The organism is Microbacterium sp. sgz311019 (assembly GCF_056135325.1).
This window is the reverse complement of record NZ_JBWAXO010000003.1, coordinates 39,029-64,325: the sequence shown is the minus strand read 5'-3', so window position 1 is coordinate 64,325 and position 25,297 is coordinate 39,029. Positions and strand designations below refer to the sequence as shown.

The 25,297-nt window shown below is 70.6% G+C and carries 21 protein-coding genes; 11 read left to right on the top strand and 10 right to left on the bottom strand.

Annotated elements, in window-relative coordinates:
* Positions 1-11: 11 nt before the first annotated feature.
* Both secA and AC0NZN_RS05820 read left to right on the top strand, forming a co-directional pair.
* Entirely contained in the window at positions 12-2,807 is a 2,796-nt protein-coding gene (gene secA / locus AC0NZN_RS05825; protein WP_474591335.1) for a preprotein translocase subunit SecA, read from the top strand.
* An 80-nt stretch (positions 2,808-2,887) separates the two neighbouring features.
* Positions 2,888-4,114: a pyridoxal phosphate-dependent aminotransferase gene (locus tag AC0NZN_RS05820; protein WP_474591334.1), complete on the top strand. Its 1,227-nt coding sequence runs from the start codon at positions 2,888-2,890 to the stop codon at positions 4,112-4,114.
* Positions 4,115-4,214: 100 nt separating this feature from the next.
* On the opposite strand, the gene AC0NZN_RS05815 is transcribed toward AC0NZN_RS05820, so the two are convergent.
* Complete coding sequence (locus AC0NZN_RS05815) at positions 4,215-4,643, bottom strand: Rv3235 family protein (protein ID WP_474591333.1); 429 nt, start codon at positions 4,641-4,643, stop codon at positions 4,215-4,217.
* A 119-nt stretch (positions 4,644-4,762) separates the two neighbouring features.
* Here AC0NZN_RS05815 and AC0NZN_RS05810 point away from each other — a divergent pair, with 119 nt between their 5' ends.
* Positions 4,763-5,356: a hypothetical protein gene (locus AC0NZN_RS05810; RefSeq protein WP_474591332.1), complete on the top strand. Its 594-nt coding sequence runs from the start codon at positions 4,763-4,765 to the stop codon at positions 5,354-5,356.
* A gap of 9 nt (positions 5,357-5,365) precedes the next feature.
* Here the strand turns inward: AC0NZN_RS05810 and AC0NZN_RS05805 are convergent, their stop codons facing one another.
* Positions 5,366-5,644, bottom strand: a complete 279-nt coding sequence (locus AC0NZN_RS05805) for a helix-turn-helix domain-containing protein (RefSeq protein WP_474591331.1) — start codon at positions 5,642-5,644, stop codon at positions 5,366-5,368.
* A gap of 97 nt (positions 5,645-5,741) precedes the next feature.
* On the opposite strand from AC0NZN_RS05805, the gene AC0NZN_RS05800 reads away from it, so the two are divergent.
* The 3 genes from AC0NZN_RS05800 to AC0NZN_RS05790 are packed head-to-tail and all read left to right on the top strand — an operon-like array spanning position 5,742 to position 9,140.
* Complete coding sequence (locus AC0NZN_RS05800) at positions 5,742-6,374, top strand: SAF domain-containing protein (RefSeq protein WP_474591330.1); 633 nt, start codon at positions 5,742-5,744, stop codon at positions 6,372-6,374.
* Positions 6,371-7,615, top strand: a complete 1,245-nt coding sequence (locus AC0NZN_RS05795) for a CpaE/TadZ family protein (RefSeq protein ID WP_474591329.1) — start codon at positions 6,371-6,373, stop codon at positions 7,613-7,615. Before AC0NZN_RS05800 ends, AC0NZN_RS05795 begins: the two co-directional genes overlap by 4 nt.
* A 10-nt stretch (positions 7,616-7,625) precedes the next feature.
* On the top strand, positions 7,626-9,140 hold the full coding sequence (locus tag AC0NZN_RS05790; protein WP_474591328.1) for a sensor histidine kinase: 1,515 nt from the start codon (positions 7,626-7,628) through the stop codon (positions 9,138-9,140).
* 49 nt (positions 9,141-9,189) lie between these two features.
* Here AC0NZN_RS05790 and AC0NZN_RS05785 read toward each other — a convergent pair whose 3' ends face one another.
* Complete coding sequence (locus tag AC0NZN_RS05785) at positions 9,190-9,438, bottom strand: WhiB family transcriptional regulator (RefSeq protein WP_286289331.1); 249 nt, start codon at positions 9,436-9,438, stop codon at positions 9,190-9,192.
* Positions 9,439-9,679: 241 nt separating this feature from the next.
* Between AC0NZN_RS05785 and AC0NZN_RS05780 the strand changes: the two genes are divergently transcribed.
* Complete coding sequence (locus AC0NZN_RS05780) at positions 9,680-10,075, top strand: histidine kinase (RefSeq protein WP_474591327.1); 396 nt, start codon at positions 9,680-9,682, stop codon at positions 10,073-10,075.
* A gap of 8 nt (positions 10,076-10,083) precedes the next feature.
* Here the strand turns inward: AC0NZN_RS05780 and bcp are convergent, their stop codons facing one another.
* Genes bcp through aroA form a run of 3 tightly spaced genes read right to left on the bottom strand, consistent with a single transcriptional unit; the run spans position 10,084 to position 13,002 of the window.
* Positions 10,084-10,548 (bottom strand): thioredoxin-dependent thiol peroxidase, encoded by a 465-nt coding sequence (gene bcp, locus AC0NZN_RS05775; protein ID WP_474591326.1) that lies wholly within the window; start codon positions 10,546-10,548, stop codon positions 10,084-10,086.
* A gap of 29 nt (positions 10,549-10,577) precedes the next feature.
* Positions 10,578-11,621: a ribosome small subunit-dependent GTPase A gene (rsgA, locus tag AC0NZN_RS05770; protein WP_474591325.1), complete on the bottom strand. Its 1,044-nt coding sequence runs from the start codon at positions 11,619-11,621 to the stop codon at positions 10,578-10,580.
* Between the two features lie 22 nt (positions 11,622-11,643).
* A complete protein-coding gene (gene aroA, locus AC0NZN_RS05765) occupies positions 11,644-13,002 on the bottom strand; it encodes a 3-phosphoshikimate 1-carboxyvinyltransferase (protein ID WP_474591611.1) in 1,359 nt (452 codons plus the stop codon).
* A 241-nt stretch (positions 13,003-13,243) separates the two neighbouring features.
* On the opposite strand from aroA, the gene AC0NZN_RS05760 reads away from it, so the two are divergent.
* Together AC0NZN_RS05760 and AC0NZN_RS05755 are read left to right on the top strand one after the other, a co-directional pair.
* Positions 13,244-13,870, top strand: coding sequence for a sigma-70 family RNA polymerase sigma factor (locus AC0NZN_RS05760; protein WP_474591324.1), 627 nt, complete (start codon positions 13,244-13,246; stop codon positions 13,868-13,870).
* Complete coding sequence (locus tag AC0NZN_RS05755; protein WP_474591323.1) at positions 13,867-14,112, top strand: zf-HC2 domain-containing protein; 246 nt, start codon at positions 13,867-13,869, stop codon at positions 14,110-14,112. Before AC0NZN_RS05760 ends, AC0NZN_RS05755 begins: the two co-directional genes overlap by 4 nt.
* A gap of 4 nt (positions 14,113-14,116) precedes the next feature.
* Here the strand turns inward: AC0NZN_RS05755 and AC0NZN_RS05750 are convergent, their stop codons facing one another.
* Together AC0NZN_RS05750 and AC0NZN_RS05745 are read right to left on the bottom strand one after the other, a co-directional pair.
* Positions 14,117-15,019: a diacylglycerol kinase gene (locus AC0NZN_RS05750; RefSeq protein WP_474591322.1), complete on the bottom strand. Its 903-nt coding sequence runs from the start codon at positions 15,017-15,019 to the stop codon at positions 14,117-14,119.
* Positions 15,016-16,680: an FAD-binding oxidoreductase gene (locus AC0NZN_RS05745; RefSeq protein WP_474591321.1), complete on the bottom strand. Its 1,665-nt coding sequence runs from the start codon at positions 16,678-16,680 to the stop codon at positions 15,016-15,018. Before AC0NZN_RS05745 ends, AC0NZN_RS05750 begins: the two co-directional genes overlap by 4 nt.
* Before the next feature lie 25 nt (positions 16,681-16,705).
* On the opposite strand from AC0NZN_RS05745, the gene AC0NZN_RS05740 reads away from it, so the two are divergent.
* Positions 16,706-18,262, top strand: coding sequence for a glycerol-3-phosphate dehydrogenase/oxidase (locus AC0NZN_RS05740; RefSeq protein ID WP_474591320.1), 1,557 nt, complete (start codon positions 16,706-16,708; stop codon positions 18,260-18,262).
* A 116-nt stretch (positions 18,263-18,378) separates the two neighbouring features.
* On the opposite strand, the gene AC0NZN_RS05735 is transcribed toward AC0NZN_RS05740, so the two are convergent.
* Entirely contained in the window at positions 18,379-22,083 is a 3,705-nt protein-coding gene (locus AC0NZN_RS05735; RefSeq protein WP_474591319.1) for a multifunctional oxoglutarate decarboxylase/oxoglutarate dehydrogenase thiamine pyrophosphate-binding subunit/dihydrolipoyllysine-residue succinyltransferase subunit, read from the bottom strand.
* Between the two features lie 179 nt (positions 22,084-22,262).
* On the opposite strand from AC0NZN_RS05735, the gene guaB1 reads away from it, so the two are divergent.
* Positions 22,263-23,720 (top strand): GMP reductase, encoded by a 1,458-nt coding sequence (gene guaB1 / locus AC0NZN_RS05730; RefSeq protein ID WP_474591318.1) that lies wholly within the window; start codon positions 22,263-22,265, stop codon positions 23,718-23,720.
* Between the two features lie 401 nt (positions 23,721-24,121).
* Here guaB1 and AC0NZN_RS05725 read toward each other — a convergent pair whose 3' ends face one another.
* Entirely contained in the window at positions 24,122-25,069 is a 948-nt protein-coding gene (locus AC0NZN_RS05725) for a type IV toxin-antitoxin system AbiEi family antitoxin domain-containing protein (RefSeq protein WP_474591317.1), read from the bottom strand.
* Positions 25,070-25,297 lie beyond the last annotated feature (228 nt).

Here is a 25,297-nt window from a genome sequence, read left to right as displayed (position 1 = left end):
GGAGATACTCCGTGGCGAACCCTCTCGAGAAACTGCTCCGTGCCGGTGAGGGGCGGATCCTCCGGCGGCTCGAGCAGGTCGTGAAGGCCGTCAACGCCCTCGAGGACGAGTACGGCAAGCTCACCGACGACGAGCTCCGTGGCGAGACCGAGGTGCTGCGCGCGCGCCACGAGAAGGGCGAGGATCTCGACCGCCTCATGCCGGAGGCGTTCGCCGCCGTCCGCGAGGCCGCCAAGCGCACGCTGGGCCAGCGCCCGTACGACGTCCAGATCATGGGTGGAGCAGCCCTGCACCTCGGCAACATCGCGGAGATGAAGACCGGTGAAGGCAAGACCCTCACGGCGACCTTCGCCGTGTACCTCAACGCGATCGCGGGCAAGGGTGTCCACGTCGTCACCGTCAACGACTTCCTCGCGAGCTACCAGTCCGAGCTCATGGGCCGCGTCTACCGGGCGCTCGGCATGACGACCGGCACGATCGTCGCCGGCCAGACGCCTGACGTCCGCCGCGAGCAGTACAACGCCGACATCACCTACGGCACGAACAACGAGTTCGGCTTCGACTACCTGCGCGACAACATGGCCTGGACGAAGGACGACCTCGTCCAGCGCGGCCACTTCTTCGCGATCGTCGACGAGGTCGACTCCATCCTCATCGACGAGGCCCGGACCCCGCTCATCATCTCCGGCCCGTCGTCGGGCGAGGCGAACCGCTGGTTCACGGAGTTCGCGAAGATCGCGAAATCCCTCGAGGCCGGCGTGGACTACGAGGTCGACGAGAAGAAGCGCACCATCGGCGTGCTCGAGCCCGGCATCGAGAAGGTCGAGGACTACCTCGGCATCGACAACCTGTACGAGTCGGCGAACACCCCCCTCATCTCGTTCCTCAACAACTCGATCAAGGCGCTCGCCCTCTTCAAGCGCGACACCGACTACGTCGTCATGAACGACGAGGTCATGATCGTCGACGAGCACACCGGCCGCATCCTGGTCGGGCGCCGCTACAACGAGGGCATCCACCAGGCCATCGAGGCCAAGGAGAACGTCCCGGTCAAGGCCGAGAACCAGACCCTCGCGACGGTCACGCTGCAGAACTACTTCCGCCTCTACGACAAGCTCGCCGGTATGACCGGCACCGCCGAGACCGAGGCGGCCGAGTTCATGTCGACCTACAAGCTCGGCGTGGTCAGCATCCCGACCAACAAGCCGATGATCCGCAAGGACCAGGCCGACCTCGTCTACAAGAACGAGGCGGCCAAGTTCGCGCAGGTCGTCGAGGACATCGCTGCCCGGCACGCCGCGGGGCAGCCGGTGCTCGTCGGCACGGTCAGCGTCGAGAAGAGCGAGTACCTCTCTCGCCTGCTCGCGAAGAAGGGCGTCAAGCACGAGGTCCTGAACGCGAAGAACCACGCTCGCGAGGCCGAGATCGTCGCGCGGGCGGGCCGCCTCGGCGCCGTCACGGTCGCGACGAACATGGCAGGTCGAGGCACGGACATCATGCTGGGCGGCAACACCGAGTTCCTCGCCGTCCAGGAGATGAAGGCCAAGGGTCTCGACCCGGTCGAGACCCCCGAGGCGTACGAGGCGGAGTGGGATGCCGTATACGACGGCGTCCGCGAGCGCGTGTCGGTGGAGGCGGAGAAGGTCGTCGCGGCCGGCGGCCTGTACGTGCTCGGCACCGAGCGTCACGAGTCGCGCCGCATCGACAACCAGCTGCGCGGTCGCTCGGGGCGTCAGGGCGACCCGGGCGAGAGTCGCTTCTACCTGTCGCTCACCGACGACCTCATGCGCCTGTTCCAGTCCGGCGCCGCCGAGGCGATCCTGCAGCGCACGAACTTCCCCGACGACGTCGCGATCGAGTCCGGCATGGTCTCGCGCGCCATCAAGAGCGCCCAGACCCAGGTCGAGGCGCGCAACGCCGAGATCCGCAAGAACGTCCTGAAGTACGACGACGTCCTCAGCCGCCAGCGCGAGGCGATCTACTCCGACCGCCGGCACATCCTCGAGGGCGACGACATCGCCGACCGCGTCAACCACTTCATCGAGGACTCCATCGGCGCGATCATCGACGAGCACACCGGCAGCGGGCACACCGAGAGCTGGGACTTCGACGCCCTGTGGACCGAGCTGCGCACGCTCTACCCGGTGGGTGTGACCATCGACGAGGTCGTCGCCGAGGCCGGCACCAAGGGACGCATCACCGCCGACGGCCTCAAGCGCGAGCTGCTGTCGGATGCCACGATCGCCTACGGCAAGCGCGAGGAGTCGCTCGGCGAGCACGCGATGCGCGAGCTTGAGCGCCGCGTCGTGCTGCAGGTGCTCGATCGCCGCTGGCGCGACCACCTCTACGAGATGGACTACCTGAAAGACGGCATCGGCCTGCGGGCCATGGCGCAGCGCGACCCGCTGATCGAGTATCAGCGCGAGGGCTATGAGATGTTCCAGACCATGATGGGGCAGATCAAGGAGGAGTCCGTCGGCTTCCTCTACAACCTCGACGTCGAGGTGCGCCAGGCGTCCGAGGGCGAAGAGAGCGTCGAGGCGAAGGGGCTCAGCATCCCGTCGATCGAGAGCCAGCGCTTCGAGTACTCCGCGTCGAACGACAACGGCGAGGTCGAGGTGCGCAACGATCGCGGGCAGGTCCAGCAGGCGGCGACGCAGCGGATGCGCCGCGCGGCCGAGGCGGCCGCTCCTCCGGCCGCGGAGCCGGAGCAGCCCGCGGCCCGCGGAGCCTTCGGTCAGCGCGTGGACGCGGCGCCCGACCAGGCGCCGATGAACCGCGCTCAGCGCCGCGCCGCGAGTAAGTAGTCATCGCCGCCCGGGGCGTGTCGGCGCAGCGGTCCAGCGCCGGTCGATTGGCCGCCTCGGCCCGGCGATATCCTTGACCGATGAGCCCGCTCCGCTCCCTTGACCAGTCCCTGAAGCTCCAGAACGTCCTGTACGAGATCCGGGGCCAGGCACTCGTCGAGGCAGGGCGGCTGGAGGCCGACGGCTACGCGGTCCTGAAGCTGAACACGGGCAACCCGGCGATCTTCGGGTTCGAGGCGCCGCACCAGATCGTGCGCGACATGATCGAGGCGATGCCGAACGCCCACGGCTACTCCGACAGCCGCGGCATCATGTCCGCGCGTCGTGCGGTCGTGTCGCGCTACGAGGAGATCCCGGACTTTCCGCCGTTCGATCCGGATGACGTCTACCTCGGCAACGGCGTGTCCGAGCTCATCACGATGACCATGCAGGCGCTCCTGAACGAGGGCGACGAGGTGCTGATCCCGGCGCCGGACTACCCGCTGTGGACGGCGATGACGAGCCTCGGCGGCGGAACGCCGGTGCACTACCGGTGCGACGAGGCAGCCGGCTGGCAGCCCGATCTCGACGACATCCGCGCCAAGGTGACGCCGCGCACCAAGGCGATCGTCGTCATCAACCCCAACAACCCCACCGGCGCGGTCTACACACGCGAGGTGCTGGAGGGGATCGTCGACATCGCGCGCGAGCAGTCGCTGCTCGTCCTCGCCGACGAGATCTACGACCGCATCCTGTTCGACGACGCGAAGCACATCAGTCTCGCGACGCTCGCGCCGGACCTCCTGTGCCTCACCTTCAACGGCCTGTCCAAGACGTACCGCGTCGCGGGCTACCGCTCCGGCTGGATGGTCGTGACCGGGCCCAAGAAGCACGCGCACGGGTTCCTCGAGGGCATCACGCTCCTCGCATCCACGCGGCTGTGCCCCAACGTGCCGGCCCAGCACGCCGTGCAGGCAGCGCTGTCCGGCGTCCAGTCGATCGACGCGCTCATCGCCCCCCAGGGGCGCCTCCACGAGCAGCGGGACGTCGCCTGGGAGGGCCTCGAAGCGATCCCCGGCGTCTCGTGCGTGAGGCCGCAGGGGGCGCTCTACGCGTTCCCGCGCCTCGACCCCGAGGTCCACGAGATCCACGACGACGAGAAGTTCATCTACGACCTGCTGGTGGCCGAGCACGTCCTCGTCGTCCAGGGCACGGGGTTCAATCTCGCGACGACGGACCACTTCCGCATCGTCACATTGCCGGAGGCGCGGGTGCTGGCGGATGCGGTCGAACGCATCGGCAACTTCCTCTCGTCCTATCGGCAGTAGGGGTCAACCCGGTCGGACGGCCACGACGACATCGAGCCCCGTTGCGCACCTTCCTGGACCTCATCGACGAGGATCAGGACCGGGACTGAGGTGCGCTCGCCTACAGCAGGGCGAGTGACGTCGCGCGCCAGCGGCGGTCCATGCCCTCCAGGCGGATGGCGATCGCGCGGGTGCGCGCCGGCCCGGCCACGATGACGACGGCCTCCACGACGCTCTCGGCGGGGCTGGAGTGGCGCACCGAGAGCAGAGCGTAGCTCGGGCGTGTGGCGGGCACTCCGCGCGCGCTGCGCGCGCGAGCGGCGAGGCCGGCGCGGACGGTCAGCTTGCGGTAGGCGTCCTCGGTCAGCCACCGTGCCAGCTGCTCCACCTCGCGCGCACCCGACAGGACCTCGAGAACGCCCACGCTGAGGTTCTTCAGGAGCGGCTCGGGGTCGGGCAGCTCGGCTGCGGCCGTCCGCTGGGGCGCGAAGAACTCAGGGTCGGTCGCGCGCACGGCGCTGGTCACGGGGATGCTGCGGGGCAACGGCATGGGGGCCTCTCAGGAAACGTGGAGGTCTCAGTCCAACAAAGTGATCAATTCAGTCCAAGGCATAAATGAGATTGTGGATAACCTCCGCCGGGCCGTCTCGATCCGGCTACGCTCGCGGCGTGCGGTGGGACCGATTCTTCGACGATCTCGAAAATCAGCTCGCCTCGGAGTGGGAGGCGGAACGCGCCGCGCTCGACACCGAGGCGGAGCGGCTGCGCCTGTCGCGGGTCGCGCTCGGGGAGCGCCTGCGTGGGCTCTCGGCGGCCGGCCCCTGTGCATTCGAGTTCGCCGACGGCACCGTGGCGACGGGCGATGTCGCCGCCGTGGGCGCGGACTGGGTCGGTATCTCGCTCGAGACGACGCGAGGTGCCGTCCTCGCGCCGTTCGCCGGGCTGCTGGCCGTGGGCGCCTCGCAGCCGGATCTCCTGCGCAGCGCACGCCCCGACCAGGCGGCGGCGGTGCGGGGATTGGCGGAGCGGATGACCATCGGGTTCGTGCTGCGCGATCTCGCACGCCGCCGCGTTCCCGTCGCGGTGCACACCGCGGCTCGGGCGTTCAGCGGCACGATCGATCGCGCGGGAGCGGATCACCTGGACCTCGCCCTCCACGATCCCGGAGCGCCGCGCCGCGCAGCGGAGGTGCGCGGCTACCGCCTCGTACCGTTCGCCTCGATCTCGTGGATCGGACTCGAGGACCTGTCCGCGCTCGCGTGAACGTGGATCTCAGTCGCCGTGGCGGACGGCGCCGATGCCCCACAGCTCGGGAAAGCTCGCCTCGTTCGACTGCTCCCACAGGGCCATGCGCCGTGCGACCTCGGCCTGGTCGTCGAGGTAGGCCGTGACGCTCGACTCGTCGATCCGCCACTGACCCGGCGCGCCCACGCGCACTCCGCGGAGCTGACCGTGCGTGACCAGCTCGATGACCTCGTCGACCGTCACCGACAGCGCCTCGGCCACCGTGGCCGGTGGCACCATCCGCGCAGGGGACGAGGACTCGGGCATGCCCCCATTATGGCCGCGTGCCAGGGGGGTCGGGCCGGTGGCAATGGCCTGTGGATAACTTGCGGGCGCCTCTCGGCCGATCGGCGACGATGAGGTCATGACAGTCGTCGCGTCCGTTCGCCCCCGCCGTCGCGCGCCGTGGGGCGATGCCCGGTTCCTGCTCGGCATCCTGCTGGTCGTCGCATCCATCGCCGGCGTGTGGTTCGTGGTCGCCGCGGCGCGGCAGACCGCCCCGGCATACGCCGCCGCGCACACGCTGACGCCTGGCCAGCGCGTCTCCGCGGACGACCTGCAGGTCGTGCAGGTCGCCCTCGGCGGGGCGGCGTCCGCCTACCTCGCACCGTCCGGCGCGGGTCTCGCCGAGGGTGCTGTCGCGACGAGGACCGTCGCCAAGGGCGAGCTGGTGCCGCGTGCGGCGGTGGGGGATGCGTCGGCCTCCGACGTCACGACGGTCGTCGTGCGCAGCTCGGTGGATGTGCCGGCATCCCTCGCCGCGGGCAGCATCGTGGAGGTCTGGGCGGCGCCTCTCGAGGACAAGGGCGCGTACGGCGAGCCGCGCATCCTCGTCCCCGATGCGACCGTCGTCTCGGTCTCCCGCGACGACTCGATGATCGGCGGCGGGAACGCCTCCCTCGAGCTCGTCGTTCCACGCGCCGATGTCTCCGACGTCCTCTCGGCGATGGCCGGCAAGTCCGCCCTGTCGGTCGTGCCGACGGCGGCCGCGCCATGAGCGCGCGCCCCGCCTCCGACGACGACGCGAGCGTCGTTCTTGCAGTCGCAGGCCCCGATGCCCGGGCCCTGGCCGACGATCTCGCTCGCGAGGGGGTGGGCATCCTGGCGCTCATCCCCGCCGCATCCCTCGCCGACCTCGCCGCGGACACCCTGCTCGGGGCCGACTCCGCGGCACTGCAGAGCCGGCTCGAGCTGGCCCGGGTGGTCCTCCTCGACACCTCCCGCAACACGCTCGATGCTCGCGTCGTCGCCCTCTGCGATCGGCTGGGCATCCGCATCGTCCCGCGCTGCGCGACTCCCGACGATCAGCGCCTCGCGGCCGCCTTCGGACTCGCTGCTCCTGTCGCCCCCGGCGACGACCCGTCCGTCGTCGCCGCGGCGCTGAGCGCGCATCCCGTCCGCTCCGCGGAGGAGGATGCGGGGCGCTCCTCGCCGAGCGTCATCGCCGTCTGGGGCGCGGCCGGAGCCCCGGGGCGATCCACCCTGGCGATCGGCCTCGCGGCGGAGCTCGCCCGCGGTGGCGGCCGCATCGGTCTCGTCGACGCCGACTCGCATGCGCCGTCCATCGCGCTGGCGCTCGGGCTCGCCGACGAGGCTCCGGGATTCGCCGCCGCCTGCCGCCAGGCCGAGCTCGGAACCCTGACGACCTCCGAGCTCACCCGCATCGCCGCGCCCGTGTCCGTTCTCGGCGGCACGATCGACGTGCTGACCGGCATCAACCGCCCGTCGCGCTGGCCGGAGCTCGGTGAGAAGCGCGTTGCGGGTGCGCTCACGGTCTGTCGCACGTGGGCGGATCACACCGTCGTCGACGTGTCGGCATCCCTCGAGCGCGACGAGGAGATCGTGAGCGACCTCGTGGACGGGCCGCGACGCAATGCCGCCACCTTTGCCGCCCTGCGCGAGGCCGACCTCGTCGTCGCGGTCGCCGCGGCGGATCCGCTCGGAATCTCGCGGTTCCTGCGCGGGTACTCCGAGCTGCGCGCCGCGGTCGGGGCGACGCCGGTGACCGTTGTGGTCAACCGGCTGCGCACCGGCGCCCTGGGCATCGACGCGCGCGGTCAGGTGCGGCGGACGCTCGAGCGATTCGCGGGCATCCGCGACGTCTGGTTCGTGCCGGCCGACGGCCGTGCGGCGGATGCGGCGCTCCTCACCGCGCGGCCGATCGCCGATGCCGCTCCCCGCTCGCCGCTCACGCAGGCGGTGCGCCGATTCGTCGGGGAAGCGGTCGTGCGGCTCTAGGCTGGGGATCGTGTCGACCCTCAGCGATCTCGTCTACGCCCAGGGGCGTTCCAGCGCCGCCGACGTCGAGTGGCTCCACCGCCTCGCCGGTGACGGTCAGCTGCTCGCGGACCTCGCGTTCGCGGACATCGTCGTCTGGGTGCCGACGTCGGACGAGTCCTTCGTCGCGGTCGCGCACACCCGGCCGGGCGGAGCGGCCACCCTGTTCTACCGCGACATCGTCGGGGAGCGCGTGCGTCCGCAGTGGCGCGCCCAGGTCAGAGAGGCGTTCGCCGCAGGCGTGATCGTCGACTCCGCCTCGCCCGACTGGTTCGAGGAGACGCCCACGCGCGTGCGGGCCGTGCCGATCGTGCGAGAGCGCCCGCGCGGGGGCGGTCCGGCGCCCGTCATCGGCGTCATCACCCGCCACACCAACCTCGGGGAGATCCGCACGCCGTCGAGGCAGCTGATCACCTTCAACGACTGCGCCGACGAGCTGTTCGGCATGATCGCCTCGGGTGACTTCCCCGACATGACCGCTCCGACCTCGCCGCGTCGGGGTGCGCCGCGCGCCTCGGACGGCCTCATCCGCGTGGATGCCGAAGGGGTCACGACCTTCGCGAGCCCGAATGCGCTCTCCGCGTTCAACCGCATGGGCTTCGACGACGAGCTCGAGGGTGAGCCGCTCATCGAGATCATCACCAAGGTCCTCCCGTCCAAGCGCCAGTTCGACGAGTCGCTGCCGCTCGTCGCGACCGGTCGTGCGCCGTGGCGGTCGGATGTCGAGGCGCAAGGCGTCACCGTGGCGCTCCGCGCGATCCCGCTGCGCGAGCACGGCACGCGCACCGGTGCGATCGTCCTCTGCCGCGATGTGACCGAACTGCGCCACCGCGAGCAGGAGCTCATCACGAAGGATGCGACGATCCGCGAGATCCACCACCGCGTGAAGAACAACCTGCAGACCGTCGCATCCCTTCTGCGCATCCAGGCTCGCCGAACGCACTCCGAGGAGGCGCGCGACGCGCTCACGCACGCCATGCGCCGAGTGTCGGCGATCGCCGTCGTGCACGACACGCTGTCGGAGGGCCTCGCGCAGAACGTGGACTTCGACGAGGTGTTCGCGCGGGTGCTGAAGCTCGTCGCCGAAGTCGCCGCCGGTGCCGGCACGCATGCGCGCACGCGCACCGTCGGAAAGTTCGGCACCTTGCCGAGCGAGTACGCGACGCCGCTGGCTCTGGCGCTCACGGAGCTCGTCACCAATGCCGTGGAGCACGGGCTGGCGGGCACGGAGGGGGAGGTCGTCATCGAGGCGCATCGCACGGATGAGCGCCTCGCCGTCTCCGTCGTGGACAACGGCGTGGGTCTTCCCGAGGGTCACGTCGGACGCGGCCTGGGCACGCAGATCGTGCGGACCCTCATCCAAGGGGAGCTCAGCGGCACGATCGACTGGCAGACGCTCGTCGGGAGCGGGACCGAGGTCACGATCGACATCCCGCTGCGCTACATCGACCAGCCGTTCACCGAGCAGATCGCCATCGTCGACTGACGCGGAAGCGCCGCGCCGGTTCGACCGGCGCGGCGCGGATCGGTTCCGGTCAGCCGGCGCGGCGTGCCCGAGCGGCGCGGCGCTTGAGGGCGCGACGCTCGTCCTCGGACAGACCACCCCACACGCCCGAGTCCTGACCGGTCTCGAGGGCGTATTGCAGGCAGATCTCGGTGACGGTGCAGCGAGCGCAGACGGCCTTCGCCTTCTCGATCTGGTCGACGGCCGGTCCGGTGTTCCCCACGGGGAAGAACAGCTCGGGGTCGACGGTCAGGCATGCGGCTTTGTCGCGCCAGTCCATAGGTGGTGCTCCTTGATCGGATGGACTTCGGGTGGTGCCAGAGGTTGGGATACTCTGGGTGGTGTGCGGGCATCGGCCCGCCCCACGCCGCTGTGGGAGCACACAACGTTCCATGCTTCCACAGCGCCACGGCCGAATCAAGAGTTCGACCAGTGCTTTCGACGTGTTCGGCTATGTGTTCACCGGATGCCTTGGAGGGTGGGCACAACACCGACTGCCCGAGTCGAAGGAAGCTAGCCCGATGGACACAAGCCTGCGTGCGCGCGCCGCTTCGGTGCTCGTCGGCCTCGAGGCGATCGGCGTGCTCGCGGTCGCGGTGTGGCAGGTGGTCGCGGTCGCCGGCGGCGACACCGACTCGGCCGTCAGCTCGATCGCGCTGCTCGTCCTCACGGTGGTCGGTGCGCTCGCCGTCGGCGCGTTCGCCGTCGGCATCTGGCGCGGCTGGTCGTGGGGGCGCTCCGGCGGCATCGTGACGCAGCTGCTCATCATCGCGGTCGCGGTCGGCGCGATGACCGGCGCCGGAGCGCATCCGCTCCTCGGCGTCGCCCTCATCGTGCCCGCCGTCGTCGTGTTCGTGCTGCTGATCCTCGTCATTCGCCGCGCGGGTGCGGAGAAGGCGGACGACGGGCGCAGCTGAGCGCGGCCTCAGTCGATGCCGAGCGTCTTGCGCAACCGCGCGACGTGGCCCGTCGCCTTGACGTTGTACAGCGCCTGCTGGATCTCGCCCTGCTCGTCGATGACGAACGTCGAGCGGATGACCCCCTCCACCTTCTTGCCGTAGTTCATCTTCTCGCCCCACGCGCCGTAGGCCTCGTGCACGGCGTGGTCGGGGTCGCTCAGCAAGGGGAACGTGAGCCCGTCGCGGGCCCGGAAGTCGCGAAGCTTGTCCGGGTTGTCGCGTGAGACGCCCACGACCGTGTAGCCGGCTCCCTGCAGCGAGCCGAGGCTGTCGCGGAAGTCGCATGCCTCGGTGGTGCAGCCCGGCGTCATCGCCGCCGGGTAGAAGTACAGGATGACGGGGTGGCCGTGCAGGTCATGCAGCGAGACCGGGGTGCCGTCCTGGTCCTCGAGAGTGAAGTCGGGAGCGGCCGTGCCGGGTGCGAGCGTCATGGCCCCAGCCTAGAGCGGGTGAGAGCGGGTCAGTGGTCGGCGAAGGTCGCGAGCAGGCGCTGGAGCGAGTCGAGGCGTGCGGGACCGGTCGGACCCAGCCGCCCGTCGGCCACGGCCTCCATGATCGCGCAGTCCGGCGCGTCGGGCAGGTGCGTGCAGCCGCGGGGACACTGCTCGGCGACCACCGCGAGGTCGGTGAAGGCATCCAGGATGTGGGCGGGGTCGACGTGCCCCAGCCCGAACGAGCGGACACCCGGGGTGTCGATCACCCAGCCGCTGCCCTCCGGCCCCCGGTAGCGGAGCGAGACCGTCGAGCTCGATGTATGCCGCCCGCGGCCGGTGACCTCGTTGACGTGGCCCGTGGCGCGCCCCGCGGAGGGCACGAGGGCGTTGACGAGCGTCGACTTGCCGACACCGGAGTGGCCGACGAAGACCGTCGAGTGCCCCACGAGAGCCGCGCCGATCTCTTCGACCGGCATCTCTCCGCGCGCGCTGCGGAAGACCTCCAGGTCGAGGCCCTCGAAGTGCTCGAGGAACCTGGTCGGGTCGGTGAGGTCCGTCTTGGTCACGACGAGGAGCGGACGGATGCCGGCATCCAGCGCCGCGACCAGGTACCGGTCGACCAGCCGCGCGCGCGGCTCCGGGTCGGCAGCGGCGACCACGATCAGCATCTGGTCGGCGTTGGCGACGATCACGCGCTCGACCTGGTCGGTGTCGTCGGCGCTCCGCCGCAGGAGCGTCGTGCGCTCGTCGATGCCGATGATGCGCGCGAGGGTGCCTTGGTCGCCCGTGGTGTCGCCGACCACGCGTGCACGGTCGCCTGTCACGATCGGCATCTTGCGAAGCTCGCGGGCGCGCGTCGCCGTCACCGCGTGCTCCTCGCTGGTGTCATCGCCCACCAGCACCGTGTACCTCCCCCGGTCCACACCCAGCACGCGCGCCAGCTGCGCATCGGCGTGCGCCGGACGCCGCTTCGTGCGCGGGCGGTTCGCCTTCGGGTTCGGCCGGATCCGGACGTCGGCCTCGTCGTACTCCGGCTCGTCGTCCTCGTCGTCGGGTTCGAGCCAGCTCATCGTGTGACCGGATCCAGGAGGCTCACGCGGAGGAGGCCATGTCCTGCACCGGGGCGGAATCTCGGCTCGTGCCCTCGAGCATCCCGGTCCAGAGCTGAGGGAATTCCGGCATCGTCTTGGCCGTCGTGCCGATGTCGTCGACCTCCACGCCGGGCACCGCGAGTCCGACGAGAGCGCCGGTCGTGGCCATGCGGTGGTCGTGGAAGGCGCGCCATAGGCCGCCGTGCAGCGGCCGCGGCACGATGCGCAGCCCGTCGTCGAGTTCATGGACCTCGCCGCCGAGCGCGCGAAGATCTGCGGCCAGGGCCGCGAGGCGATCGGTCTCGTGCCCGCGGAGGTGACCGATTCCGTGCAGCGTCGACGGGCCGTCGGCGAAGGCGGCGAGCCCGACGATGGTCGGGGTGAGCTCGCCGACTGCGGACAGATCGATATCGACCGCCTGGATGCGCTCGCCGGCCGTGACGGTGAGCGCGCCGCCGCGACGGACGGCGCGCGCGCCCATGAGTCCGAGGATGTCGGGAAGGAGCGCACCCGGTTGGGTCGAGTGCAGCGGCCAGCCGGTGACCGATACCGCACCGCCGGCGATCATCGCGGCGGCGAGGAACGGCGCCGCGTTGGACAGGTCGGGCTCGATGGCCACGTCCTTGCCGCGGACCGGGCCTGCCGGCACGACCCACTCGCCGGGTGCGGGGCGCTCGACGTGCACGCCGCGGTGCGCGAGGGTCTCGACCGTCATGTCGATGTGCGGGATGCTCGGGAGCCGCTCGCCGTTGTGGATGAGGTGAAGGCCGACGTCGAACCGCGACGCGGCCAGGAGCAGGCCGGACACGAACTGGCTCGACGAGCTCGCGTCGATGACGACCTCGCCGCCGCGCACGTGGCCGTGTCCGCGGACCGTGAACGGCAGGGCCCAGTGACCGCCGTCGACGATGTCGACGCCGATGTCGCGCAGCGCCTTGATCATCACGCCCATCGGGCGATGCAGGGCGCTCTCGTGAGCAGTCAGGGTGACCTCGCCGTGGGCGAAGCCGAGGATCGGCGCGATGAAGCGCATGACCGTGCCGGCCTGGCCGCAGTCGATGGTCGTGCCGGCCTGAAGGGGCCAGATCGGGTTGACGACCAGGTCGTCGCCGAAAGGCCCGCGACCCGCCGTTGCACGGATGCCGATGCCCAGCGTGCGCAGCGCCTCGACCATGCGCGCCGAGTCGTCGGAGTGCAGCGGAGCCGTCAGGCGGCTCGGCGCGTCGGCGATCGCGGCGAGGAGCAGCTCACGGTTCGTCAGCGACTTCGATCCCGGCACGGTGACCGTCGAGCGCAGCGCGCCGGCCGCCACCGGGGCCTGCCAGGCGTGCGCAGCACGCCGGCTGGGCGCATCGGCGATGGCCGAGTCGGGGCCCACGCCCCCCGAGGCTCCGGGCGACACATCAGTGGCGCCGAGAGAGGGCGTCGGGACCGTCTCGGCGTCATCGGGGGAATACCGGGCTTGCGTCATCGGTTCCTAGCCTACTGAAGAGGTCACCCACCAGCCGCGAAGGAAAGCCGTGATTGCAACGCTCGAGCGCCCCGCGCACCTCGGAGGAGTCTCGTCGGCCGAGAGTGACCGCGCCGTAGACTGGCGCGTGATGAACGATCAGGCAGATGCCCTCGTAGATGCTCGTACGCAGTTCGAGGAGCAGGCGATCCCGTACATGGACCAGCTGTACGCGGCCGCCATGCGCATGACGCGCAACCCCGCGGACGCGTCGGATCTCGTGCAGGAGACGTTCGTGAAGGCCTTCGCGTCGTGGAGGACGTTCACACAGGGCACCAACCTCAAGGCCTGGCTGTACCGCATCCTGACCAACACCTACATCAACACGTATCGCAAGAAGCAGCGTGAGCCCTACCAGGGCACCATCGACGACCTCGAGGACTGGCAGCTCGGGGGAGCGGAATCGACCACGGCGACGAGCACGCGCTCGGCCGAGGCGGAGGCGATCGACCGGATGCCCGCATCCGTCGTGAAGGACGCCCTCCAGGCGATTCCGGAGGATTTCCGGCTGGCGGTGTACCTCGCGGATGTCGAGGGCTTCGCCTACCAGGAGATCGCCGACATCATGAAGACCCCCATCGGCACGGTCATGAGCCGTCTGCATCGTGGCAGACGGATGCTCCGGGACCTGCTGGCGGACTATGCACGGGAGCGCGGCATCGACACCGCGGCGACCGTGAAGTCCGGGGGTACGAAGTCAACGAGGAGTGCGAAATGACCGACTGCGGTTGCGAGAAGGCGCAGAGGGATCTGGAGGAGTACCTCCGAAACGAGGCCTGCAACACCACCCGTGCGGATATCGAGGAGCACCTCGCCCATTGCACCGGATGCCAGGACGAGGCCCACGTGGCACGTACCCTGACCGAGGCCGTGGCCCGCTCGTGCGTCGAGTATGCGCCCACGGAGCTGCGCGAGCAGGTGCTGGCGACGATCCGCTCGGGGGAGTCGGCGAGCGTCTGAGCACTCAGATGCTCGTGTACAGGCGCAGCGCATCCGGGACGACCTCGACCAGGAGCGGAAGGGCTCCGATCGGATCGCCGTCCGCGTAGGCGGTGACACCGGCGGATTCGAGCCGGATCGAGCGAACCTGCCGGGTCGAGACCTCGGCCACCGAGGTGTGCGTCCCCTTGTACACGCGGGACAGCAGACGCAGCAGATGCAGGCGCCCGGCGGGCCGCACGAACGTCACGTCGAGGAGCCCGTCGCCGGGATCCGCATCCGGGCAGATCGGGATGCCGCCCCCGTAGGTGCGTCCGTTGCCGACCGTGGCCATCACGAGGTCGCCGGCCAGGGACTCCCGGGTGCCGTCTGCCAGCTCCAGGTCGAGGCGGAACGGGACGCCGTGCAGCTGCAGGAACTCGACCAGGATCGCGATGTTGTAGCGCGACCCGCCGCGGGGCCAGCGCATGGCGTTGGCGCGGTCGTTAACGCGCGAGTCGAAGCCGCTGGCGAGCACGGTGCCGAACAGCCGAGTGGTGCCGTCACCGCGCGTCACGCGGGCGAGGTCGACGTCGCGCGTGACGCCCGCGACGATCGCGTCGGCCGCGGCATCCAGATCGAGCTCGCGGAGTCCGGCGATCGCGGCCATGTCGTTGCCCGTGCCCACGGGGATGATTCCGAGCGGGATGCCGGTTCCCGCCACCTCCTGGATCGCCAGATGCACAGTGCCGTCTCCGCCCGCCACGACGACGGCCGTCGCACCCGCCTCGAGCGCTGCACGCAAGAGGCGCGTGGACTCGCCGGCGGTGCCGCCGCTGACGATGACGACCTCGAGTCCTGCCGCGCGCAGGCGCTCGGCCGCCCGCTCGGCGGGCACGATGCCGCCACCGGAGCGCGCAGCCGGGTTGGCGACGAGCGCGACGGTCACGCGAGGTTCCCGGCGGTGTCCGGGGTGGGGGCGGCCAGGAGAGCGCCGTGCTCGCGGGGAGCGATGAGAGCACCGGGATTCATGATGCCGTTCGGATCGAGGGTGGCCTTGACCGCCTGGAGGATGCGGACGCCCAGGGGGCCGATCTCGGATTCCAGGTAGGGCTGGTGGTCGCGGCCTACCGCGTGGTGGTGGGTGATCGTGCCGCCGGCCGCGACGATCGCGCGAGTGGCCGCATCCTTCGCCCGCGCCCACTGGGCTGCGGGCTCGGCCGTGAGGGCGGCGATGACCGTGAAGTACAGCGATGCACCGGCCGGATAGACGTGCGAGATGTGGCACATGACGATCGGCTTCGAGCCGTCGGCGGAGAGGGACTCGTCGAGCGCCCGGGTCACGGCATCCTTCACTCCCGAGAGATCGGCCCACGTCGCCGCCGTCTCCAGCGTCTCGGCCAGCACGCCGATGTCGAGGAGCGGGTCGCGCAGCGCCGGGGCGGCGAACCGGCCCCGCTCCCAGGAGCGCGCAGGCTCGGCACCGCGCGCCTTGCCGTGGTGCTGCGCGAACACGTCCGCGGTCGCGTCGCGGACGGCCCGCGCCTCCCTCGTGGTCGCACCCTCGAAGGTCGCGACCGCGAGGCAGCCTCGCATCCGGGCGAGGTGTCCGCCGAGGGCCGCGTTGACGCGCGTCTCGACGCGGTCGCTCAGCCGTACGACGGCGGGATGGATGCCGCGCTGCGCCAGCGTGCGCAGCGCCTGCGCGCCGTCCCCGAAGTCGCGGAAGCGCCACGCGCCGTACAGCGTTGCGGCCGGTATCCGGCGCACCCGCACCGTCACCTCGGTGATCACCCCGAAGGCGCCCTCGGATCCGAGCAGCAGCTGCCGGAGATCCGGTCCCGCGGCGCTCGCGGGAGCCCGTCCCAGCTCGAGGTCGCCCGCCGGCGTCGCGACGCGCAGAGCGTGCACGAGATCGTCGAACCGGCCGTAGCCGCTGGACGCCTGGCCGCTCGACCGGGTGGCGGCGAAACCACCGAGCGAGGCGTAGCGGAAGCTCTGCGGGAAGTGGCCCAGCGTGCAGCCGTGCGCGGCGAGCAGCTCCTCGGCCTGGGGGCCGGTCGTGCCCGCGCCGAGGGTCGCGAGCAGCGACGTCTCGTCGAACGAGAGGAGAGCGGCGGTCCGCACGAGGTCGAGGGCGACGACCGCCCGATGCGTCCCAGGCTCGGGCTCGACGCCGCCGACGACACTCGTCCCCCCGCCGAAGGGCACCACCGCGATGCCGCGCGCATCGCAGATCCGGATCACGGCGGCCGCCTCGGCGTGCGATGCCGGCAGCACGATCGCGTCAGGAGCGGTCTGCTGCTCCTCGGTGCGACGGGCGAGCAGATCGGGCGTGCTCTTTCCGCCGAGGTGCAGCGCGCGGGAGGCGCCATCCGTCGCCGTCTCGGCGACCGCGCGCAGTGCTTCGAGGTCGGTCGCGTCCAGGCGCGACGGCGTCAGCGCCGGAGCGGCGACCCGGGCGAGCGGATGCGGCTCGCCCGGCAGCACGCGCGCGGCGATGAAGCGGGCCACCGAAGGAAGGCGCCGGGCGTCGGATGCGTCGCCCCACACGTCCCACGTCATCCGAGGGCGGGCGGAGGGGAGCTCGGGCGGCGTCGTCGCGACCATGGCCACAGTATGGCAAACTCGCGCCGTGACCCGTGCGCCCCGGCTCCTCGGACGGACGCCCCACTCCACCGCGCTGAACGCGCGCCGGCGCGGGCGCGAGCTCGCCGACCTGGGGGACCGCCCGAATGTCGACGTGGTCGTCATCGGCGGTGGTGTCGCGGGCGCCGGATTGGCGCTGGACGCCGCCTCCCGCGGCCTGCGGACCGTGCTCGTCGAGGCGCACGATCTCGCCTTCGGCACGAGCCGCTGGAGCTCCAAGCTCGTGCACGGCGGTCTTCGCTACCTCGCAAGCGGCCAGATCGGCATCGCGTACGAGAGCGCATTCGAGCGACACCTGCTGATGACCCGCATCGCGCCGCACCTCACGCGACCCCTCGCGCAGGTGATGCCGCTCTACGCTCCGGGACACATCGCCCGCGGGGCGTACATCGGGCTCGGCTATGAGCTGGGCGACGGACTGCGCCGCGTGACACGGACTCCGGGGAGCGTGCTCGCCGCGCCGGGGCCGCTCGCGCGATCCGAGGTCGTGCGACTCGCACCGGCAGTGCGCCAGGAGGAGTTGCGCGGCGGCGTGCGCGGCTGGGACGGTCAGCTGTTCGACGACGCGCGCCTGGTCGTCGCCATCGCGCGCACGGCGGCCGGGTACGGCGCATCCGTCCTGACCCGGGCGCGAGCGATCCGCGCGACCGGGGACCGCGTCGTCGTGCGCGACGAACTCGGTGGAGGCGAGCTCGAGCTGCACGCACGCGCGGTCGTGAACGCCACCGGCGTCTGGGCGGGCGACATCGACCCGGCCGTCCACCTGCGGCCGAGCCGGGGCACGCACCTCGTCGTCGAGACGGCGCGACTCGGGTGGTCCGACGTGTCGCTGACCGCGCCCCTCCCCGGCTCGTCGAGCCGTTTCGTGTTCACGCTCCCCGCTGCGCACGGCCGGTCGTACATCGGCTTGACCGATGTGCCCGCCGACGGGCCGCTGCCGGATGTCCCGCACGCGACGGAGGACGAGATCGACCAGCTGCTGGGCGTCATCGGCTCGGTGCTCGCCGAGCCGCTTGCGCGCTCCGAGGTGGTCGCGACGTTCGCCGGGCTCCGCCCGCTGCTCACCGATCCGGCGCACGGCGACCAGACGAGCGACCTCTCGCGCACGCACGCGATCGTCGAGTCGGACTCCGGCCTGCTGTCCGTGGTCGGCGGCAAGCTCACGACCTACCGTCGCATGGCGCAGGACGGCATCGACGCCGTCGCGGCGCGCCTCGGCGACGTGCCGCCATCGCACACCGCGACTCTGCCGCTCGTCGGCGCCTGGCCGCGAGAGCGCCTGGCCGAGGTCGCGGCCCCTGCACGACTGGTGCGGCGCTACGGTGCGGAGGCTCCCTTCGCGGCGGGCCTGCCCGACGGTCCGGGAGCCGCGCGGGGTGTGACCGCGCAGGAGCTGCAGTGGGGCGTCGAAGTGGAGGGCGCCCTCATGATCGACGACCTGCTGGATCGTCGCACGCGTCTGGGACTGGTCGAGGACGACCGGCAGGCGTCGACGGATGCCGCCGCATCCGCGTTCGACCGTGCCGGCGTCGTGCCCGCCTGACGTCTGGCACAGGTAGCGCCCGGAGGCGCGGCGCGCAGCGTGCAGACGACCGCGGCGCCCAGCCGGAGCTGAGCGCCGCGGACTCGGCCGCCGAGGTCACCCCCGGGTGACGCCGATCAGAGCGTGAGGGTCGCGCGCAGGATCGCCGCCGACTCGGCGGCATGCACCTTCGGCGACCCGGTCGCGGTGGAGGCCATCGGCGGACGCGAGATCACGCGGATGCTGCGACCTCCGAGCTTCGGTGCGACCTCCAGCGCGATGAACGGCCAGGCGCCCTGGTTCTCGGGCTCATCCTGCATCCATGCGAGCTCCGCGTTCGGATACTGCGCCAGCACACGGTTGAGCTCGTCGACGGGCGCCGGGTAGAACTGCTCCAGCCGGACGATGGCGACCTCGGGGTTCGGATTCTTGTCGAGCTCGGCACGGAGGTCCCAGTACGGCTTGCCCGCGGTGAGGACGACACGGCGCACGCTCTGCTTCGCCAGCCCGCGGTCGTCGTCGAGCACCGGCTCGAAGCGACCGGCGGTGAAGTCGGACACCGCGCTCGTGGCGCCGCGCAGGCGCAGCATCGCCTTGGGCGTGAAGACGATCAGGGGGCGGCGCGGCTTGGCATATGCCTGGCGGCGCAGCAGGTGGAAGTACGACGCGGGCGTCGACGGCCGTGCGACCGTCATGTTGTCCTGTGCGCACAGCTGCAGGTAGCGCTCGATGCGCGCCGACGAGTGGTCGGGTCCCTGACCCTCGTAGCCGTGCGGCAGCAGCAGCACGACGCCCGACTGCTGGCCCCACTTCTGGTCGGCCGACGAGAGGTACTCGTCTATGACCGACTGCGCGCCATTCGCGAAGTCGCCGAACTGGGCCTCCCAGAGCACCAGGGCGTCGGGGCGCTCGACCGAGTATCCGTACTCGAACGCCATGGCGGCGTACTCGCTGAGCAGGGAGTCGTAGACCCAGAAGCGGCCCTGGTTGTCGGACAGGTTCGTCAGCGGCAGCCACTCCTGGCCGTTCGCGCGGTCGTGCAGCACCGCGTGGCGCTGGACGAAGGTGCCGCGGCGCGAGTCCTGGCCGGCGAGGCGCACGTTGGTGCCCTCGACCAGGAGCGAGCCGAAGGCGAGCAGCTCGCCGAAGCCCCAGTCGATGCCGCCGTTGCGGCTCATGTCGTAGCGCTTGTCGAGCAGCTGCTGCAGCTTCGGATGGACAGTGAAGCCCTCGGGCTTGTTGACGAACGCGTCGCCGACGAGGTTGACGACCTCGACCGGCACCCCGGTGGTGTCGGGCTCGCCGACGACGGGGGACAGGTACGCGTCGGCGTTCACGACCGGCGACGCCCCGGTCTCGGCCTCGTGCGTCTCGGCGAACGCGACCTCCAGCCGTCCCTGGAAGTCGACCTTCGCGCGGTCGTACTCCTCCTCGGTGATGTCGCCGCGGCCGACGAGGGCCTCGGTGTACAGGCGGCGCACGGAGCGCTTCGCCTCGATGAGGTTCGTCATGAGGGGCTGCGTCATCGACGGGTCGTCGCCCTCGTTGTGGCCGCGGCGGCGGTAGCAGACGATGTCGATGACGACGTCGCGGTGGAACTTCTGGCGGTAGCGGAACGCGACCTCGGCCACGTGGACGACGGCCTCGGGGTCGTCGCCGTTGACGTGGAAGATCGGCGCCTGGATCGTCTTGGCGACGTCGGTCGCATACACCGAGGTGCGGCCGTCGACGGGGGTCGTCGTGAAGCCCACCTGGTTGTTGACGACGACGTGGATCGTGCCGCCCGTGCGGTAGCCGCGCAGCTGCGACATCTGCAGCGTCTCGACGACGACGCCCTGGCCGGCGAAGGCGGCCTCGCCATGCACGAGGATCGGCAGCCAGGTGAAGGTGCCGATCGGCTTGCGGTCCTGCTTGGCCCGCGTGATGCCCTCGAGCACGCCGTCGACGGTCTCGAGGTGCGACGGGTTCGCGGCGAGCAGGACGGGGAGCTCCTCGCCGCCGTCGGCGACGAAGGTGCCCTCGGTGCCCAGATGGTACTTCACATCGCCCGAGCCGCTCTTGGAGCCGATGGCCACCGAGCCCTCGAACTCGCGGAAGATCTGGCTGTACGTCTTGCCGGCGATGTTCGTCAGAACGTTGAGGCGACCCCGGTGCGCCATGCCGATCGCGGCGCCGTCGAGACCCTCGGTGGCGGCGCCCTGCAGGATCTGGTCGAGCAGCGGGATGAGCGACTCGCCGCCCTCGAGGCTGAAGCGCTTCTGGCCGACGTACTTGGTCTGCAGGAACGTCTCGAACGCCTCGGCCTCGTTGAGCTTGCCGAGGATGCGCATCTGCTCGTCGTGGCCGGGCTTCTGGTACTTGAGCTCGAGGTTGTCCTGGAACCACTTGCGCTGACCAGGATCCTGGATGTGCATGTACTCGATGCCGATCGTGCGGCAGTACGAGTCCCGCAGCACGCCGAGGATGTCGCGGAGCTTCATGACGCGCTTGCCGCCGAATCCGCCGGTCACGAACTCGCGGTCGAGGTCCCAGAAGGTGAGCCCGTGCGTCTCGATCTCGAGGTCGGGGTGCATGCGCTGGCGGTACTCGAGCGGGTCGATGTCCGCCATGAGGTGTCCGCGGACGCGGAACGAGTTGATGAGCTCCTGCACACGCGCCGTCTTATCGACGCGCTCGGCGACGTCGACGTTGATGTCCGCGTTCCAGCGGATGGGAGCGTAGGGGATGCGGAGCGCGGCGAAGATGTCGTCGTAGAAGCCGCGCTGGCCGATGAGGAGCTCGTGCACCTTCTTCAGGAACTCGCCGGAGCCGGCGCCCTGGATGACGCGGTGGTCATAGGTGCTCGTCAGGGTGATCGTCTTTCCGATGCCGAGCTCGACGAGCGTCTTCTCGCTCGAGCCTTGGAACTCGGCGGGGTACTCGAGGGCGCCGGCGCCGACGATGCATCCCTGCCCCTTCATGAGGCGGGGGACCGAGTGGACCGTGCCGATGCCGCCGGGGTTCGTCAGCGAGATCGTCGTGCCCTGGAAGTCGCCGGCCGTCAGCTTGTTCGTGCGGGCGCGGCCGATGAGGTCCTCGTAGGAGGCGAGGAACTCGCCGAACGTCAGCGTGTCGGCGCGCTTGATGCTGGGGACGAGGAGGGCGCGCGTGCCGTCCGGCTTCGGGAGGTCGATCGCGATGCCCAGGTTGATGTGGGCAGGGGCGACGACCGAGGGCCTGCCCTCGATCTCGGCGTAGAAGACGTTCTGGCTCGGGAACTCCTTGATCGCCTGGATCAGAGCCCAGCCGATGAGGTGCGTGAAGCTCACCTTGCCGCCGCGCGTGCGCGCCATGTGGTTGTTGATGACGATGCGGTTGTCGATCATCAGTTTCGCGGGGACCGTCCGCACGCTGGTCGCCGTCGGGACGGTCAGCGACTCGTCCATGTTGGCGGCGAGCGTCTTCGGCATGCCGCGCAGAACCGTGACGACGTCGTTCTCAGCGGACGCCTCGCCCACCGAAGGCTCGACCTTCGGCGCCTGCGCCGGGATGGGCTGGGGAGCGGCCGGGCGGGCCGTGGTGCGGGCGACCGGCTGGTTGCCGATGATCGGGACGGGTGCGGTGACCGGGCGCGTCTCCGTCGTCGGAGGAGTCTGGGTGGTGCGCGGCGCGGCCGGTGGGGCCGCGGCGGCTGCATCCTTCGAGATCTGCGCCGCGCCATAGGACTCGAGGACCGGCCACCACTCCTTGTCGACGGCGTTCCTGTCCTTGGAGTACTGCTCGTAGAGCTCCTCGACGAGCCACTCGTTGGCTCCGAACTCTCCTTCGTTTGCGGTACCGGCGCCGGTCACCTGGCTCGACACAGTCGATCGCCTGCTTTCATCGGTGAGGATCGTGTTCGCGCAACACGTGCGGCGGCACGCGCGCGACTGTTAAGCCTAACCCAGTCTCTTCGGCCGATGTCGGGGCGTGACGCGCTCCCAGGTATCGTCCGGTTGGGGAGGACGGAGTCCGCGGAGGCGCGATCACTAGGCTGGGAAGCATGGAATTCTACGGCGACGAGCCCGAGGTCGACCTGACCTATTCCGACGTCTTCCTGGTTCCGCGCCGATCCGGTGTGACGAGCCGGCTCGACGTCGATCTGTCGCCGGGCGACGGGAGCGGGGCGACGCTCCCGCTCGTCTCCGCGAACATGAACTCGGTCACCGGCGCTCGACTCGCTGCGACGCTCGCCCGCCGTGGCGGCATGGGCGTGCTCCCGCAGGACATGCCTCTGCAGGAGTTGGATGCCGCGATCCGGTGGGTCAAGGATCAGCCGACGTCCTGGGACACGCCGCTGGTGCTGCCGCCCCACGCGACCGTCGCCGACGCGGCGCGGCTTCTGCCCCCCATCGACGGCCACGGTGTCGTCGTCGCCGAGTCGTCGGCCGACGGCATCCGCATCGAGAACATCGCCGGGATCGTCCCCGCGTCCCGCCTCGGCACCGCCCTGGCCGACGCCCGCCTGGGCGACCTGGCGCACACGCGACCCACGGCCATCGACGCCGATGACGTCGAGAGCGCCCGCCACGCGTTCGATCTCATCGTCGACAGCGACGCCGAGATGGTCTGCATCCTGCATCACGGCCTGCTCGTCGGCACCCTCTCACGCCGCAGCGCCCTGCGCTCGACGCTGTACCGGCCCGCGGTCGACCGCTCCGGGCGGCTCATCGTGGCAGCGGCGGTCGGCATCAACGGCGACGTCGCCGCCAAGGCGCGCGCACTCGCCGGCGCCGGTGTGGACGTCCTCGTCATCGACACCGCCCACGGTCACCAGGAGGGGATGCTGCGCGCCCTGCGCGCGGTGGCCGATCTGGATCTCGGCATCCCGCTCGCCGCCGGCAACATCGTCACCGCCGAGGGCGTGCACGACCTCGTCACGGCGGGCGCGACGATCCTCAAGGTCGGCGTCGGGCCGGGGGCTATGTGCACGACGCGCATGATGACGGCGGTCGGCCGGCCGCAGTTCTCCGCCGTGCTCGAGACCGCCGAGGCCGCCCGCATCATGGGCGCGCATGTCTGGGCCGACGGGGGAGTGCGCTACCCGCGCGACGTCGCTCTCGCGCTCGCGGCGGGGGCGGCATCCGTCATGATCGGCTCCTGGTTCGCGGGCACGATCGAAGCGCCGGGGCTGCTGCAGACCGACGCCGCCGGACGCCTGTACAAGGAGTCGTGGGGAATGGCGTCGACCAAGGCCGTGCACGAGCGGTTCGGCCGCCTCGACCCGTACGAGCTCGCCCGCAAGGAGCTGTTCGCCGAGGGGATCTCGTCGTCGAAGATCTACCTCGACCCGCTGCGACCGGGCCTCGAGGACCTCATCGACATGATCACCTCGGGCGTGCGGTCGTCGTTCACATATGCGGGTGCCGCGACGGTGCCCGAGTTCCACGAGCGCGCCCTCGTCGGGCTGCAGTCGGCCGCGGGCTACGAGGAGGGCAAGGCCCTCCCCGTGAGCTGGTAGCCGGCGGTCCGTTCCCGGTTTGCGCTGTCGTTCCCGGTTTGGGCTGTCGTTCCCGGGTTGCGCTGTTGTTCGGGGGTTGCGCTGTCGTTCCCGAGCGCTGTCGTTCCCGGTTTGCGCTGTCGTTCGGGGATCGCGCTGTCGTTTCATGCATCCGCGGGCGCATCGAGCTGTCGCGAATGCACGAAGCAGCAGCGCGGAGCGTCGCCGCGGTCTGTGGGCCATCGCCGCAGGGGCGGTGGCCGCTCTTCCGAAGGGTCGGGATGCGGCGCGCTCACCGGGCGCGCCGGGGGCCCGTCTGTGCAGGCCCGTGTGATCGCCCGCTGTGGTGAACCACCCGTGGACGACGTAGATCATCCGCGTTGCGTAGACGCACTACCGCGTCGAGGGATCCGGGATCGCGCTCACGGCGGCGGCTTCGAACTGGGAAGCCCCGCTTTCGTCAGGATGTCGTAGATGAGCGCCGGGTTATCGGCATCCGTCGCCTCCCATCGGGAGAAAGCCCGGACTTCGCGGCGGATCTCGTTCTCGCGGTTCTTCTCGTCGATGACCGCTTGCGCCGGGTCGGCGTCGTAGCCGAAGCTGCGGTACTTGCCCCTGCCGTCGATCTCGACCCAGTGATCGTGTTCCGGGAAGTACATGTCGCCGAACACAAGACGCCCGCTGGGGAGGATGCGGCGTTCCTGGAGCCGTGGCGGTGGGAATCCGAGCCGCATGACCACGACTCGGCTCTGCGACTCTCGCACGCTGTCGGCACGATGCGTGGCGAATCGGATGACGCGGTGTGCACGGCCGTCACCGCGCCGGGGCTCGGCATCCATCAGCGCGCGGATCTCGTCTTTCGTCGTGAGCGGGCCGCCGTCCCGTCGTGCCCACAGAGCTTGGTCGACGACGGCGACTGCGCGCACGAACGGAAGGGAACGGGCGAGGTCGAGCGCCGTTTGAGCTGGAGTGGTGAGGAAGTGACCGCGGTAGGGGATGCGGAGGACTCCATCGAGCCCGAGGGCGCGGCGACGGACGGCCCCGCTCGAGCGGCCTCCCGAGCGGCGTTCGGTGATCACGTCCAGAGTCGCGGGCCACGTCCCCAGCACGTCGATGCCCCAGATCGCCGCAGCCGAGAGATGCGAGATCGTCGCCGGCTCTTTCAGCCGTCGCATGATCTCGAGCGAGCGCACGCGGTGCTGGTCGATGGGACGCAGCTCGCGCCACCGGGTGCTCGGGATGTAGACCCCTGCGACGATCTTCACCCACTGTCCGGAGGTGACGTGCCGGCGCAGTCGACGGGAGTCGATCGGATCGAGGCTGTCGCGACGACGAAGGACAGTGAGGGGCGCATGTGGGTGGGGCTCCACATCCTCAGCCTCGTCGAATGAGTGGCGGCGCAGACCTCATCGATGCGACGAGCGGAGAGGCGGCTCGCCCCGTGTGTATGTGGAGGAGGTCTCGCGTTCCGCGAGAAGGTCTTCGCACGGCCTGTGGATGCCGCATTCCGTTGGTGCTCGTGGCACCGGTCGTGCATGGCGCCGCGGGCCGCCTGCGCTGCAGGATCGTGCAGACGCTGTCCGATCTCCGGGATGCGG

Bases quoted from the DNA above. Each gene is read 5' to 3' on its own strand.
- AC0NZN_RS05820 (WP_474591334.1), top strand. From the start codon at position 2,888: ATGAGCCCGCTCCGCTCCCTTGACCAGTCCCTGAAGCTCCAGAACGTC.
- AC0NZN_RS05815 (WP_474591333.1), bottom strand. From the start codon at position 4,643: ATGCCGTTGCCCCGCAGCATCCCCGTGACCAGCGCCGTGCGCGCGACC.
- AC0NZN_RS05805 (WP_474591331.1), bottom strand. From the start codon at position 5,644: ATGCCCGAGTCCTCGTCCCCTGCGCGGATGGTGCCACCGGCCACGGTG.
- AC0NZN_RS05800 (WP_474591330.1), top strand. From the start codon at position 5,742: ATGACAGTCGTCGCGTCCGTTCGCCCCCGCCGTCGCGCGCCGTGGGGC.
- AC0NZN_RS05795 (WP_474591329.1), top strand. From the start codon at position 6,371: ATGAGCGCGCGCCCCGCCTCCGACGACGACGCGAGCGTCGTTCTTGCA.
- AC0NZN_RS05785 (WP_286289331.1), bottom strand. From the start codon at position 9,438: ATGGACTGGCGCGACAAAGCCGCATGCCTGACCGTCGACCCCGAGCTG.
- AC0NZN_RS05780 (WP_474591327.1), top strand. From the start codon at position 9,680: ATGGACACAAGCCTGCGTGCGCGCGCCGCTTCGGTGCTCGTCGGCCTC.
- bcp (WP_474591326.1), bottom strand. From the start codon at position 10,548: ATGACGCTCGCACCCGGCACGGCCGCTCCCGACTTCACTCTCGAGGAC.
- rsgA (WP_474591325.1), bottom strand. From the start codon at position 11,621: ATGAGCTGGCTCGAACCCGACGACGAGGACGACGAGCCGGAGTACGAC.
- AC0NZN_RS05760 (WP_474591324.1), top strand. From the start codon at position 13,244: ATGAACGATCAGGCAGATGCCCTCGTAGATGCTCGTACGCAGTTCGAG.
- AC0NZN_RS05755 (WP_474591323.1), top strand. From the start codon at position 13,867: ATGACCGACTGCGGTTGCGAGAAGGCGCAGAGGGATCTGGAGGAGTAC.
- AC0NZN_RS05745 (WP_474591321.1), bottom strand. From the start codon at position 16,680: ATGGTCGCGACGACGCCGCCCGAGCTCCCCTCCGCCCGCCCTCGGATG.
- guaB1 (WP_474591318.1), top strand. From the start codon at position 22,263: ATGGAATTCTACGGCGACGAGCCCGAGGTCGACCTGACCTATTCCGAC.